Source organism: Cellvibrio sp. pealriver (assembly GCF_001183545.1).
In the GTDB taxonomy this organism is placed as follows: domain Bacteria; phylum Pseudomonadota; class Gammaproteobacteria; order Pseudomonadales; family Cellvibrionaceae; genus Cellvibrio.
In genome coordinates this window covers 542,414-555,814 of record NZ_KQ236688.1, presented here as the reverse complement: position 1 = coordinate 555,814, position 13,401 = coordinate 542,414, and the positions used below count along the sequence as shown (strand labels likewise).

Annotated in this window: 13 protein-coding genes; 6 read left to right on the top strand and 7 right to left on the bottom strand. The window is 44.8% G+C overall.

All coding sequences use genetic code 11. The features are described from left to right. The first annotated feature begins 60 nt into the window (after nt 1-60). Nucleotides 61-375 carry an HPF/RaiA family ribosome-associated protein gene (locus VC28_RS02250; protein ID WP_049629221.1) on the top strand — a complete coding sequence of 105 codons (315 nt, stop codon included), beginning with the start codon at nt 61-63 and terminating at the stop codon, nt 373-375. Nucleotides 376-501: 126 nt separating this feature from the next. Here VC28_RS02250 and VC28_RS02245 read toward each other — a convergent pair whose 3' ends face one another. Beyond that, entirely contained in the window at nt 502-1,251 is a 750-nt protein-coding gene (locus VC28_RS02245; RefSeq protein ID WP_049629220.1) for a SapC family protein, read from the bottom strand. A 306-nt stretch (nt 1,252-1,557) separates the two neighbouring features. On the opposite strand from VC28_RS02245, the gene VC28_RS02240 reads away from it, so the two are divergent. After that, nucleotides 1,558-2,268 (top strand): FadR/GntR family transcriptional regulator, encoded by a 711-nt coding sequence (locus tag VC28_RS02240; protein ID WP_049629219.1) that lies wholly within the window; start codon nt 1,558-1,560, stop codon nt 2,266-2,268. Nucleotides 2,269-2,399: 131 nt separating this feature from the next. Here the strand turns inward: VC28_RS02240 and VC28_RS02235 are convergent, their stop codons facing one another. From VC28_RS02235 to VC28_RS02225, 3 genes are all read right to left on the bottom strand, one after another. Beyond that, nucleotides 2,400-4,310 carry a family 43 glycosylhydrolase gene (locus VC28_RS02235; RefSeq protein WP_049629218.1) on the bottom strand — a complete coding sequence of 637 codons (1,911 nt, stop codon included), beginning with the start codon at nt 4,308-4,310 and terminating at the stop codon, nt 2,400-2,402. 143 nt (nt 4,311-4,453) lie between these two features. Beyond that, nucleotides 4,454-6,400 carry a glycoside hydrolase family 97 protein gene (locus VC28_RS02230; RefSeq protein ID WP_082191370.1) on the bottom strand — a complete coding sequence of 649 codons (1,947 nt, stop codon included), beginning with the start codon at nt 6,398-6,400 and terminating at the stop codon, nt 4,454-4,456. A 118-nt stretch (nt 6,401-6,518) separates the two neighbouring features. Continuing rightward, nucleotides 6,519-7,883: a family 43 glycosylhydrolase gene (locus VC28_RS02225; protein ID WP_049629217.1), complete on the bottom strand. Its 1,365-nt coding sequence runs from the start codon at nt 7,881-7,883 to the stop codon at nt 6,519-6,521. A gap of 221 nt (nt 7,884-8,104) precedes the next feature. Here VC28_RS02225 and VC28_RS02220 point away from each other — a divergent pair, with 221 nt between their 5' ends. After that, complete coding sequence (locus VC28_RS02220) at nt 8,105-8,344, top strand: type II toxin-antitoxin system ParD family antitoxin (protein WP_049629216.1); 240 nt, start codon at nt 8,105-8,107, stop codon at nt 8,342-8,344. Beyond that, on the top strand, nt 8,345-8,638 hold the full coding sequence (locus VC28_RS02215; RefSeq protein ID WP_049629215.1) for a type II toxin-antitoxin system RelE/ParE family toxin: 294 nt from the start codon (nt 8,345-8,347) through the stop codon (nt 8,636-8,638). Nucleotides 8,639-8,742: 104 nt separating this feature from the next. Here VC28_RS02215 and VC28_RS02210 read toward each other — a convergent pair whose 3' ends face one another. Both VC28_RS02210 and VC28_RS02205 read right to left on the bottom strand, forming a co-directional pair. Further along, nucleotides 8,743-9,807, bottom strand: a complete 1,065-nt coding sequence (locus VC28_RS02210; RefSeq protein ID WP_053094143.1) for an aldose epimerase family protein — start codon at nt 9,805-9,807, stop codon at nt 8,743-8,745. Between the two features lie 43 nt (nt 9,808-9,850). Beyond that, nucleotides 9,851-10,912, bottom strand: coding sequence for a glycoside hydrolase family 43 protein (locus tag VC28_RS02205; RefSeq protein ID WP_049629214.1), 1,062 nt, complete (start codon nt 10,910-10,912; stop codon nt 9,851-9,853). Nucleotides 10,913-11,037: 125 nt separating this feature from the next. Here VC28_RS02205 and VC28_RS02200 point away from each other — a divergent pair, with 125 nt between their 5' ends. Continuing rightward, nucleotides 11,038-12,087, top strand: a complete 1,050-nt coding sequence (locus VC28_RS02200; protein ID WP_049629213.1) for an arabinan endo-1,5-alpha-L-arabinosidase — start codon at nt 11,038-11,040, stop codon at nt 12,085-12,087. A 205-nt stretch (nt 12,088-12,292) separates the two neighbouring features. After that, on the top strand, nt 12,293-12,550 hold the full coding sequence (locus VC28_RS02195; RefSeq protein WP_049629212.1) for a hypothetical protein: 258 nt from the start codon (nt 12,293-12,295) through the stop codon (nt 12,548-12,550). Nucleotides 12,551-12,701: 151 nt separating this feature from the next. On the opposite strand, the gene VC28_RS02190 is transcribed toward VC28_RS02195, so the two are convergent. Further along, nucleotides 12,702-13,307, bottom strand: a complete 606-nt coding sequence (locus VC28_RS02190) for a PEP-CTERM sorting domain-containing protein (protein WP_049629211.1) — start codon at nt 13,305-13,307, stop codon at nt 12,702-12,704. Nucleotides 13,308-13,401: the final 94 nt, after the last annotated feature.

Genomic DNA, 13,401 nt, shown 5'->3' with positions numbered 1-13,401 from the left:
GTTTTGCAAAGCCCGGCAAGACATCCCGGCCCGCTAACATAAACGTTAAGGAGCTTTATGATGAAACCTGCTGTCGACGTTGTATATCGTGATTTGGATTCTTCTGCTGCACTGAACGACATCATTACCAAAAAGCTTGAAAAGCTCAGCCGCTACACCGACCAGATAGTCCATAGCCGCGTTGTTCTGGACACCCCGCATCACCACAAACACAAAGGCAAACAATACCGGGCTTCTATTGAATTGGATATTGTGGGACACCCCGTTGCGATTACCCAAAACGATGAATCCATACACGTGGCCGTACGTGATGCTTTCTCAAGTGCTGAACGTAAAGTCAAGCAGCTCGCTGCTCGCCAACGTAGCACCCGCTAGCAAATACATCGCTGAATTTAAAATTGTTGGATCAACCCACTATTTTCATTGTCCTGAAAAGAAAAAACCGGAGTCATTTCTGACTCCGGTTTTCTGCAACCAACAACCGTAACTATTCAGAACATACTATTGAGTGATGCCCAATTTTTCTGATTTTTTGCTGATCAAATGATTCAAATTTGACAGAGATTGTATGTGGCTGTAAATCAATTCCAAGCCGTCCTTCTTGAACAGATCCAACGCATCTGCATCGCTGAGCGCTTTCAGTTTTTCACGCTTGACTACAAAAAAGCCAGTCAGGTTCATATTTGCATCTTCGCGACCTTTGAACGTAATGTTGGCTTGCATTGGCTCAAGCAAATCCAGCTCATGTAGACGCTTGCAAAAGACTTTGGTCATTTCAGCGCGGTATTGGTAGTCCTTCAGAAATTCAACAACCTCTTTGAGGTGTGACGATTGCTCACCACTCTCTTCAAACAAGCGACGACCTTTGCTGCCATCTTGCACAATGGCCTTGCTATCAGCATCGATGCAAAGCGCCATAGTGTCATTTGCTTTATCACCACCCAACACAAAAGGATAACGGCGGATAAATGCAGGAATATAACGGGTAACGAATTGGGATTTTTCATTCAGCATCAAATTCTCGCCATCCTTCAGCCCCATAATGGCCAAAGGAATGTATTCACCTTCATTTGAAGTTGCAGAGAATACGATTGGAAACTCGCCAGATGCGAATGGAATCTCTGTCGCTAATACCGGTGCGGAGATCAAATGGGAAACGAATGAGTAATCTTCAACTTGTACCGACCAGTTACGATGGGTATCTGATGACAAAGGTTGAATGTTGTCATAAATCATGAGTTGTTTTGCCACAGGCTATACCTCTATTTATTTTGTCGGACCAAGGTTGAACACAATAGAAACGATTAAGAACGCTGAAAATAGGGGCGCATGGTAGCACTTTCAAGGGCACCTGCCATAAGAATTAGCAGTGGGAAAGCTCGTCAGAATAAGGTGCGATAGAGCGCTCAACAAGGAAAAACGGGATCAGTATTTAACCAACCTGACGTGGCTGCCACACCTTTCAATGAGTGATTTTTGTACAATCCTCAGATTGTATTATTAACAATAAATCGTTAATCTGCTGCCATATTTTCGGTCAATAGAGCAATCACACCAATGGCAATCCTCGATCGCAACTTCAATCTTTCACAGCGCATGGTACAAGAGCTGGGACGCACAATTATCTGTGGTGAATTTATTGATGACAGCCTGCCAACAGAAGCAGAACTGTGCGACAAGTTCGGCGTTAGCCGCAGCGCTGTGCGTGAAGCAGTAAAGATGTTATCCGCCAAAGGATTAATCACCAGTAAACCTCGTCAGGGCATCCGCATCCAGCCTGAAGACCAGTGGAATATTTTTGATCCTGATTTGTTGCGCTGGGTACTGGAAAGCAAACCCTCTCTGCATGTATTGAAAGAGTTCTTGCAAGTGCGCATTGCGATCGAACCTGAAGCTGCGGCTCTCGCTGCTCGCTATGCCGATGATGCAAAACTCGCTGCCATTGAAAGCGCACTTGAAGGTATGCGCAAAGCCGAAGGCAATAGCAAAGAAGATCTGGAAGCAGACATCGCTTTCCACGTCAGTATTCTCTATGCCAGCAACAACCGTTTTTATATCCGTTTGCGCGATTTCATTTCCACCGCGCTGCGAGTGAGCATCAGCCATACCAACCCGATTAAAGGGAACCATGAAGGCGTAGTTGAAGACCACTCCAAAGTATTTAATGCAATCAAAAACCGCAATCCCGAGCGGGCACGCCAAGCAATGCTGGCCCTGATCGATGAAGCATTGAATTTTATTGAAGAGGCAATCGCTGCGGAAAAATAAGCTTTTCCTGTCACCAGCAAAAACAAAACGGCAGCCACTTGGCTGCCGTTTTTTATTCAGAACAAATTTTATCTACTACAGAAAATAAACAATATTCTTAGCTGCCAGTCAAAACCGGCAGCTAAGCATAGCTATTGGACGGGTTTAATCTGAAAACGCTGGCAGTTGGAATTCAACCATTGCCCTTGTGCAAAATTGGTGTGATTCGCAACACCACAATGCGCTAAATCGATAACCAGATTACTCTTACGATTTGCCAACTTAACTGTGCCATCCATTAAAAAGTCCACTTGCCATTGGGTATGATTATCGCCACAAGCAGCCAGTTCTATATTCGCACCCGGTACAATCGATTTATGAGCCACGCTTAAACACACATTATCGCTAGCGGTAGAGCGTATGTGATAAAAACCATTTTCAGTATGCACAAATACCCAACGCTGGCTTGCACGATTTTTCCATTCATCCTGCTCAATATTAGCGCCTGCTTTTGTCTCGCCAGTGAAACTGATTGCTTTACCACTTTGCACACTGGTGATGGCAACTTCTTGTAATGGCTGTATACGCCATAAAGCGCATGCCGGTTTTTGCTCAATAAATTGCGGCACATCTTCGACAGATTTCTTCTCACTCACAGGCGCAGGCTCAGTGCAGTCGGAAAATTGCAATGGCTGTTGGGTTTGGGCATTCACCAACCCAAGCCAACCTTGATCATGCGGCACCAACTTCCATTGCTGGCACAATTGGTTATGCCATGGCGCAATAGTTAAATCCGCCGCTTTGTTGGCAGCGTTACCTGCAGAGCAATGTGCACTCTCCTGCCCCAAAAATTTTCCATCTTTGTTGACCAGGCGATAATGGCCATTAGTGGTGTAATCCAGCGCCCAGCTGTTGGACGATTCATTATTACAATCGGCTGGTGCCACTTTTCCATCTGCATCAACTGCCACACATTGATGATTCACTTTGCTAACCAACTGCACCTGCGTGCCCTGAACCTGTGTTACCAATGGGCCATTTTCACCAGCCGGGGAAACGACTGGTTTTCCTGCGGCAACTGGCTCACCAAAATGTGGCGTACCATCCGCATTCCACATAAATTTTTGTGCGCGCAGTGAGCGGGTTGAACTACAACCTTCTTTTTCGCTCGCATTGCCGTGGTAAATCAGCCAGTCTTCAGTACCGTCGGGCGATTTAAAGAAACCATTGTGCCCTGGCCCATAAACACCATTGGCTTTACTGAATACCGGTTCGGGCGATTTTTTCCATGACTCTGGCTTTAATGGATCGCCAACCAGCTCAATCAAACCCAATTTGTAATCTGGTGTATTACAAAAACTTGCCGAATACACCATAAATGTACGGCCATCGCGCTTGAGAATTTCTGGCCCTTCATTCACTTTCATACCGGACTTTTCCCATTCGTGTTCCGGCCTGGAAATCAGCACTCTATCGCCCGTAATTGTCCATGGGTTTAGCATCTTCGCAATGAAAATAGATTGTTCGTCTTTTACCCACTCAGACCACAATAAATAAAGTTGTCCGTTGTGCTCTAAATAATTGCCATCGATATTCCAGCTATCAGGCATGGGCGAACCTTTATATGTGTAAGGCCCAAGCGGATCATCACCTTCGCTTTCAATCACACTCAGATGTTGGCGATCAAAATTTTCTGCGATACCTGATGTGTACATCACATACCAACGATAACCCTTTTCCGTTTTTAACCGATGGAATTCAAACGCCCAGAAATTACAGCAGCGCTCCAATTCACTTTCTGACCAAATATGAATGGGTGTTGCACTTGCCAAACCAGCTAAAGTTGGCGACTTTCGCATTACTAATTGCGATGTCCAGGTGGTAGTGGTTAGATAATAATTGCCTTGAAAATATTCAAGCCAGGGATCAGCGCCATTGGGATAAATAGGATTGGTAAACGTATTGGGATCTGCTGCAGTTTTATCAGGCGACATTCCGTATTCTTTGCTTGTGCAACCAAATACGATAATGGATAGCAACACGCCGGTTAATAATTTTTTCATTGTAATATCTCTCTCACAGGTTACATCTATTTTTAATTCTGTCTTATTCCCACGCTCTACTTGGCAGCGTATATGCCTGATCACTATCAATTTTACTTTGGGATATATACTCCCAAGCGGAGCTTGGGAGCGAGCGGCAAAATTTATTTCAATATCATCACAAAACCGGCCTTAGACCGCAGGGTAATTGTGGATGGTGCTTTGCTATGGATTTCTTGTTGTTCAAAACTGCGTTCTGTTTCACCACTGCCAATTAAAAGCCCTTTTTTGTCACCAACAAAACCCAAATCCAATGTCAGCGTTTTACTTTCTGCCTCGGCATTAATACCGGCGATATACCAGGCATCACCCGCTTTACGTGCGATCACTGCATATTTCCCGGGGTAGCCTTCCACAAACTTTACATCGTCCCACTCGCGAGGCAATTCACGCAGGAAGTCTTTTACGTAATCCGGAGCTGTCGCCATACCTTCGGGAATTTCCGCAAAGTGTTGTATACCCGAAATCATTAATACTGCTTCGGCCAATTCAAATGAATTTTCGGTCACGCGTTTGATATTCGGAATATCGCCAAATGCCATGGGCGTGTAATCCATAGGATCAAACAGGTTGCGTGCAAATAGTGCCGTTACGATATGCGGAGGCGCAGCATCCTGATTCTCTTGCGTAAACGTGGTGAATTCAAAACCCTTGATGGACTCCATCGTCATTAAGTTGGGATAAGTGCGCTGCCAACCGCGAGGTAAAGTCGCACCATGAAAATTTACCAGCAACTGGTGCTCAGCAGCGTCTTGTAAAATATCAATGTAATACTGAATGAATGATTGCCCATCGCCACCAAAGAAATCAATTTTCACACCCTTTACACCCATTTTTTGTAAGCGAGAAAATTCTGCAATGCGTTGCTCGTGTGTGATTAATTGGCTTTTTGGGCTATAAGGTGTTTGATTCCAATCGCCCGATGAGTTGTACCAAACCAATATGCCAATGTTTTTTTGCGCAGCGTAGTCAACCAATTCTTTTAATTTTTCATAGCCGATTTTTTTATCCCAATCGGCATCAATCAACGTGTAATCCCACTGCATATCCGCAGCGTAATCGATAAATTTTTTCTGCACATCAAAGGTGGTGAAATCATCTTTTAAAATTGCCCAACTCCAGGAAGAGTGGCCGGGCTTAATAAATTGTTCATCCATCACAATTGCAGGATGGGCAAGGTCAGTACCCAGTGTGGATTCCATTAACTGTGCGAGCGAACCTATCGCAATAATGCGCCAGGGTGATTGCAGGCTAGTCGTTGCACTTGCAAGTAATGCGCCTTTTTCTCCAGTTGCTGAAATAAATACTTCTGCTGGTTGCGGTGGCGCAATCTGGTATTCACCGGTTGCTGCCCCCAGTTGCAAATGGGAACCGTGCCAACTGCCATCCATACCACTTTCTGTAATCGCCAACCAATGCTCACCGGTATTCAATAACGCGGGAAACACCCAGCCTTGCCCAAGGCTTGCCGCAGTGCCTACAGCAAGATCATTTTGATAGGTTTCTTCATATGAAGGATTAGTATTACTCCATCCGGTCTGCGCCACTGACATAGGCTGCAACCAGGCTTTTGTTGTGGATGCTAATTGAAAGCTGGTGATTTCTTTTACCAATTGTAATTGTGCAGCTGCCGGATCAGTCACTATATAACGAAATGCGACACCGTCATTGGATACACGAAAACTGACGGTCAGTGTTTGTTGCTGCTTATTTTTAACAATAAAATGTTGCTCATTAGCACGATAAGTAATGTTACTTTTTTTACCAACGCGCAAACGGTAATTATCTACAATCGATGTAATGGGTGAGCGTGATTCTATTATCATTCCTTGAGTAAAATCGGCAGTTGTCAATTGCAAACCAAGATCCGATTCGAGAACAACCGGCTGTGCTGCACGCTCAACGGAATAGGCAAGTGTATTTTGTTCAGTAATAAATACATTTACCTGCAACTGTTGATCGGGACTGGTAAGCAATTCAGGCGCAGGCTTGCTGCACCCAACTAGCGCACACAAACCCAACATAACGAAATAACTGCCTATTTTTTTCATAAATTTTCTCCTTATGTATTTTTTGTCGCGGATTAAAAGAGTAATACGACTTCCGATATCAAACCCTGTACAGAAACACGATTAACATCAGAAGCCGCGTTATGTTTGCAAAACAGATTTATTTCAAACGCGTTAAACTGAATTGTTGGTTGGTTGCACCGGTTGCATTCCATTGAATAATTTGTGCTCCGTTTGCGGTGCTCAAATTCAACACATCCAACGGCAAATTACTCAGCTGTGATTTAATGGTGTAATAACCACTACTGCTTGTCAGGCTCCATTTTTGCCCTGCCCCACCCCAATAATCCCACTGCGCGATATTTGCGCCGGCTGCAGTAGAGTTGTTGTACACATCCAGACTTTTTAAACTCGCGGCGTTGATCAAACTGTAATAACCAGTGCCTTGGTTAATCACATACCACTGTTGTGCGCGATATGAATTCCAGGTTTCTTGTTGGGTCATTGCACCATTTGAATTGGATTTTGCTGCGGGCATTAAATCCTTATTGCTATGACGCGCAGTAAGGCGATACAAACCATCACTCACACCACCGCAACTCGCCACCGAAAAACTGCGCGTCAATGTTGGCCAACCATTGCTGTAGGTCATTTTTAAAATATCGAGTTTTGCATTGCCGTTGTCATTCAAATCGTAATAGTGGGTGGATACATAATTGCAGCCGTCTTGCTTCAGCACACCAATATGACCGGGACCTTTATATTTGCCGTCGGTATTGGGTAGCAGTGTGCGTACATCGGTATAAGGACCATAGATAGATGTGGAGCGCGCAACCTGCACGTAATAGGTGCTGCTCGCACCGTTACAACAAGCACCGCGATTGATAAACAAATAGTAGTAATCGCCATTGCGTGAAATGTAAGGCGCTTCGATATCAGCGTGATTGCCGCCGTAAATTTTGGTCACGCTGCCATTTAACTTTCCGGTGGATTGATTAATTTCAGCGATACCAATTCCACCAAAAAATGAGCCGTAGCTCATATACACCTTGCCGTCGTGATCGCGGTATAGCGCTGGGTCAATGGCATTAATTTCAGAACTACCGCCAAACGACTCCACCACTATGCCCAAATCTTGCCAGCCAGGTGACGTAAGCGATGCGGAGCGCGCAACACCAATTGCCGACACTGAAGTTCCAAACGTAGATACCGAGTAATAGAGGTAGTAATAGCCATTCATGTGGATCACATCCGGTGCCCAAAACGAACCGCTAAAACCCGGGATTTTGTTAGAAATCCACGCAGGGTAAGTGCTAAACACCGGGCTTGGCCCGCCCGTCCAGCTAGTCAGATTGATCGATGTGGAATACCAAATGCCCGTTCCGGTGGTGAAATGAAAATAGGTATTGCCATCTTTAGTAATGGTGCCCGGATCATGGGAATTGATAAGGCCGGAAAGGGTAATCGCCGAGGCGGTAAAACTGCAGAGCAAAAGGCCGAGCCCGGCCAGAAAACGCTTGTACATAGTAGTCACCTGTTCGTTATTGTTAGCAGGGGTTGATTGTTATTGTCTTAATATTATAAGACAAATTGAGTTTACCGAGAAAAACCCGGGAAGCCAAGGTGGTAATGGGTGTCTTTACATAGGGGGATAGAGGCTTTTGTAATATCAAACAGCTTGATTTTTACTCAAAATAGCTCATACGATACCAACAAATACCATAATTCAGTATTTCAGAGGTTCTTATGGCAAAAAATACCAGCATTACGCTAGGTGAACATTTCGATAGTTTTATAAGCTCACAGTTAGAGTCTGGCCGCTATGGCTCAGCCAGTGAAGTAGTTCGAGCAGGTCTTCGTTTACTAGAGGACTCTGAAAATAAACTCCAGGCATTGCGTCAAATGCTCATCCAAGGTGAAGAAAGCGGCATAGCTGAATACAACTACAGCGATTTCCTAAACGAACTGGATGAGCAAAAAAACTAAATGGAATTATTTCAACTGAGTAAGGAAGCCAAATCCGATTTACGTTCAATCGCACAATTCACAGAAAAGCGCTGGGGCATAACGCAACGAAATCTATATCTGAAACAACTCGACGATGCATTCAGGTTGCTCGCTGAAAATGCCCACATTGGCACTGACTGTGAATATATCCGTATTGGCTATAAAAAATTCCCGGTAGGTAGTCATGTTGTTTTTTACAAATACGGTCTTGCAGGCAGCATTTTTATCGTAAGGATTTTGCACAAAGGTATGGATGTTGGGCAGCAGCTTTAGTAGACCGGATGACGTCAACTAAGGCAGTAACGATTACCCCCCCAATAAAAAACGCCCTGCACCTTCAAGCGCAGGGCGTTTTTTACTGCAATCTACACAGACAATTATTTAACCGACAGTTTAAAAATCGTCCGCGTTTTATATTCCTCGCCGGGGCGCAACACTATCGACGGAAATTGCGGTTGGTTAATAGAGTCTGGCGCATGTTGTGGCTCCAAACAAAAACCGGTGCGTTTTTGATAGGTAATACCCTTGCCGGTCAGTGAACCATCCAAAAAATTGCCGGAATAAAATTGAACGCCGGGCTCTTCAGTAAACACTTCCAGTACGCGACCAGAGGTTGCTTCTTCAACGCGCGCAGCGAGTGTTAATTCTTTGTAAGCGTTTTGATTGATCAAAAAATTGTGGTCGTAACCAAAGCCATTTTTGATTTGTTCATGATCGGCATTAATGCATTCACCGATGGCACGCGGGCTGCGAAAATCAAATGGTGAATTGGCAACTGGCATAGGTTCGCCAACGGGAATTTGAATGTCGTTTACGGCATTAATGTGGTCGGCAAAAATTTGCATCTGGTGATTTAAAATATCGCCTTTGCCCGCCAGGTTGAAGTACGTATGCTGGGTTAAATTGACCGGAGTCGCTTTATCGGTAGTGGCGAAGTAATCCACGATGATTTCATCATTGTGTGTGAACTGATAAGTCACCATCACATTGAGGTTACCAGGAAAGCCCTGATCGCCGTCTTCACTCAGTAAACGCAATGTCAACACAGGGCCATTTTCATGATCTGCTGCCGTTGCGCTCCATACTTTTTTATCAAAACCGATTGGGCCACCGTGCAAATTATTGCTGCCGTTATTTGCGCCCAGTAGATAGGTTGTGCCATCCAATGTGAATTGTGCATTGGCGATACGGTTGCCGACACGACCAATAAGCGCTCCAAAATAAGGGCCAATATCCAAATAGGGCTTGAGGGTATCAAAACCCAACACGACATCGGCAAGCTCGCCGTTTTTATCGCGCATATGCCATTCGGTGATGATGCCGCCCAAAGTGATTATTTTTACGCTGCTGCCTTGTTTATTGGTCAGGGTAAATTCCGTGACTGTTTCACCTGCAGGTGTAGTGCCAAAAATTTTTTGGCTAATTGCCGTAGTGCTTGTCATTAAAAATAGACTCTCGGTTTTTTCATTTTGATCGTTAATGGAATTACTCCGAATCCGCTTTATCTTGCCCAAAATCCGGAAAACCTTCGCTTGTCCAGTTGAGGCGACGAATATAGGTATGGCGGTTAGGATCGGTGAGCGGAGTGCCCTGTAGCTCCAGATAGTCGCGCGCATGATATACCATAATGTCAGTTTGACCATCATCAGCCACAGTAAAACTGTTGTGCCCGGGGCCGTAACGATTCAGATGCTCATTGGTGCTGAATACCGGCTGCGGCAGCTTGTGCCATGAACTGGGATTGAGCAGGTCCGCATCGGCATCGGCCCAGAGCAACCCCATTGCATAGCGGTGATCAGTTGCACTCGCGGAATAGCTGATAAAAATTTTGCCGTTGCGTGCAATCACAGCAGCGCCTTCATTGACTTTGTAACCCTGAATTTCCCAATCCAATTCCGGGCGGGAAATTTCGGTTTCTATCTCTCCGACTTGCGTAGGCGATAGTAACGTCGCGATATACAAAGCCGAGTTTAATTTTTCCTCCGGATCTTTTTGTGCCCACACCAAATAACGTTGGCCTTTGTGTTCAAAACTGGTTGCATCCAGCGCAAAAGAATCGCGCGCGGTATTGACCCGCCCTAACTCCTCCCATTCACCTTGCAGTGGATCAGCATTGCGATTGGCAAGTACATACATGCGGATTAACCAAGGCTGTTCAGTATCGCCCGCAGCAAAATAGATGTACCAGGTGTTATCGAAATAATGTAGTTCCGGTGCCCAAATGTTGGCTCCCATGGCACCACTAGCATGTTTACGCCACACCGTTTTGGCCTCTGCGCTGCTGAGCCCCGCGAGCGAATCAACGCTGCGCATGTCGATGCGGTCAAATTCAGGCGCAGTAGCAATAAAGTAGTAATGGCCTTGCGGTGTGCGATGGATAAAAGGATCCGCTCGCTGTGGGATAAGCGCTACCGGAACGTCCGATACTGCAGATACACCGGATACTTTTGTATCCTGCTGCCCGTTATCCTCTTTTTTGCTTGTATCAGAACAAGATGCCAGAACCCCAGTCATTAGCAGGATGGCAAAACTCAACGCATACTTCATAAAACCCCCTCACAGGTAAGCCGCACAGAATATCTGCCAGCAGACTTAACGCTCGTTAACTATTATTCTTTAAAGATTAATATTATATTACATATTCAAAAAATTAAACCAATAGAGAGAGATTTATGCGACCAACCCACTCTACCCGCTTCAATCTAACCCGACATCTGGCCAGACTCCTCTGTGCAACTGCTTTACTACTGACGGCTTCTATTACCAGCGCCAAACAAGTCGATGTACATGACCCTGTGATGGCGCGGGAGGGCGATACCTGGTACCTGTTTAGTACTGGCCCCGGTATCACCATCTACAGCTCCAAAGATCGGGTGAATTGGACCCTATCGGATCGCGCATTTGCCACTGAGCCCACTTGGGCAAAATCAGTCGCGCCGGGATTTAATGGCCATTTATGGGCACCAGATATCATCCACCACAACAACCAGTATTATTTGTATTACTCGGTTTCTGCTTTTGGTAAAAACACCTCAGCAATAGGCGTGACGGTGAATAAAACCTTGAATCCGGCATCACCGGATTATCGCTGGGAAGATAAAGGCATAGTGCTGCAATCCGTGCCCAACCGCGACATGTGGAATGCAATTGACGCCGCTGTGATTGTGGACGAACAAGGTACTGCGTGGATGAGTTTTGGCTCGTTCTGGAGTGGCTTGAAAATTTTCAAACTCAATGATGATTTGACCCGTCCGGCAGAACCACAAGAATGGCACAGTATTGCACGGCGCGATCAAGTACCCGCCGACATCAACAGCAACGCAGGGCCAGGCGAAATTGAAGCACCCTTTATTATGAAAAAAGGTGAGTACTATTATTTATTTGCTTCATGGGGATTGTGCTGCAAAGGTGCAGGCTCAACCTATCACGTGGTGGTTGGCCGCTCTAAAAACGTAACCGGCCCCTATTTGGATCGCGCAGGAAAAGATATGAATGATGGCGGTGGCAGCCTGTTGATCAAAGGCAATAAACAATGGGTTGGACTTGGTCACAACAGTGCTTATAGCTGGGACGGAAAAGACTATTTGGTATTGCACGCTTATGAAACTGCTGATAACTATTTGCAGAAATTAAAAATCCTGAATATCCACTGGGATAAAGAAGGCTGGCCGCTAGTCAATGAAAACGAATTAGAGAGTTACAAAAGTAAACGACTAAAATAATCCGCTAATCGATGTTAAAAAATGCACTTAAAGGAATAAGTGCAGTACATCACAAAAAAATCGCTTCTATTTTTCATAACTTTTTGATCATAAGCAGCTAATTTTATGAGCATTAACTCTTTGTTTTAAACACACAATGACGCTAGGCTGTAACAAGGCATAGCAATCCCCTTGAAGGGAATGTGGTTTTTAACGGAGGTATATCATGTCCAGAAATGATGTGTTACGTGACAATGTATTGCGCGAAGAGCAAGGTGAAACCGCGCACGAACTAGCTGAATTAATGCGTCTGGCGCAAGAAATGGGCAGGCGTTTAAGCAACGAAACACACGGTGAAATGTACGATGATGTCCGCTTACTTATTTCATTGCTCCACCAAACCCGCGCGCAAGCCGATGTGATTGATGCAAAATTAAATTCCGTTGACCCTATTGCGGATCTTATTGCACGGCAACATCAGTAGCGCTGATGAATATATAACGCCAATCTCTCATCAAAAAAAGCCGATATCGAATAACCCCGATATCGGCTTTTTTATTAAACTTTTTATTTTTCTTATCTTGTTTTTAGTTTTGGTTTTTGTTTTAGCGATTTACATTATTCACAGCGGATGATTAATGCTGCTTTTTTGTAGCGCGGTGATAACGCAATACACCTATCCCTAACACGCCCATCAACACGAGCACCAAAGCGGATGGCTCTGGCACGCTTGTACTGTTGATAGCGACGGTAAAGTCATCCATCACCCACTGATCCCAACCGGCGAGATTGCTGTAAATATTCAGCTGGTCGATACCTGTCCAATCCAATTGAATCCACAGCGGAGAATCATTGGCCAATGCGATAGCTGAATCCAGCGAATAAATAGATACGCCATCTAAAAAGCCTTCAAAACTGATTTCATGAAAATAATCGCCAATCCAGGCTGCGGTAAAAAACGCACCAATAAAATCAAATGTTCCAGCAGAAGACAGGCTAATGCTGACATCAGCCGCGTATTGATTAAACGCGGCATTATTTCCCGATACTGTTCCTGCAGCATAACCGGTATCGGGATAATCATTTTTATTGATACTTGCCAAGGTCAACCAATTAAATCCCTGATATCCATCGCTTAGTGATTCATAAGGATCGCCCGATAAGTCATCAAAATTAATCACTGTTGCCGAAGAAAAGCTGGCAAAGAAAGATAGACAAAAACCTGCAATTATTTTTTTCATTACTGACTCCATTAATTAGCCACGATACGTTAAACCAAAATAAATTAAACCAAAATAAGTTAAACCAGATAGGTTACTCAGGACACTTCCATTA

Coding starts and splice junctions, on each gene's coding strand:
- VC28_RS02250 (WP_049629221.1), top strand. CDS start 61: ATGAAACCTGCTGTCGACGTTGTATATCGTGATTTGGATTCTTCTGCT.
- VC28_RS02240 (WP_049629219.1), top strand. CDS start 1,558: ATGGCAATCCTCGATCGCAACTTCAATCTTTCACAGCGCATGGTACAA.
- VC28_RS02235 (WP_049629218.1), bottom strand. CDS start 4,310: ATGAAAAAATTATTAACCGGCGTGTTGCTATCCATTATCGTATTTGGT.
- VC28_RS02230 (WP_082191370.1), bottom strand. CDS start 6,400: ATGAAAAAAATAGGCAGTTATTTCGTTATGTTGGGTTTGTGTGCGCTA.
- VC28_RS02225 (WP_049629217.1), bottom strand. CDS start 7,883: ATGTACAAGCGTTTTCTGGCCGGGCTCGGCCTTTTGCTCTGCAGTTTT.
- VC28_RS02220 (WP_049629216.1), top strand. CDS start 8,105: ATGGCAAAAAATACCAGCATTACGCTAGGTGAACATTTCGATAGTTTT.
- VC28_RS02215 (WP_049629215.1), top strand. CDS start 8,345: ATGGAATTATTTCAACTGAGTAAGGAAGCCAAATCCGATTTACGTTCA.
- VC28_RS02210 (WP_053094143.1), bottom strand. CDS start 9,807: ATGACAAGCACTACGGCAATTAGCCAAAAAATTTTTGGCACTACACCT.
- VC28_RS02205 (WP_049629214.1), bottom strand. CDS start 10,912: ATGAAGTATGCGTTGAGTTTTGCCATCCTGCTAATGACTGGGGTTCTG.
- VC28_RS02200 (WP_049629213.1), top strand. CDS start 11,038: ATGCGACCAACCCACTCTACCCGCTTCAATCTAACCCGACATCTGGCC.
- VC28_RS02195 (WP_049629212.1), top strand. CDS start 12,293: ATGTCCAGAAATGATGTGTTACGTGACAATGTATTGCGCGAAGAGCAA.
- VC28_RS02190 (WP_049629211.1), bottom strand. CDS start 13,307: ATGAAAAAAATAATTGCAGGTTTTTGTCTATCTTTCTTTGCCAGCTTT.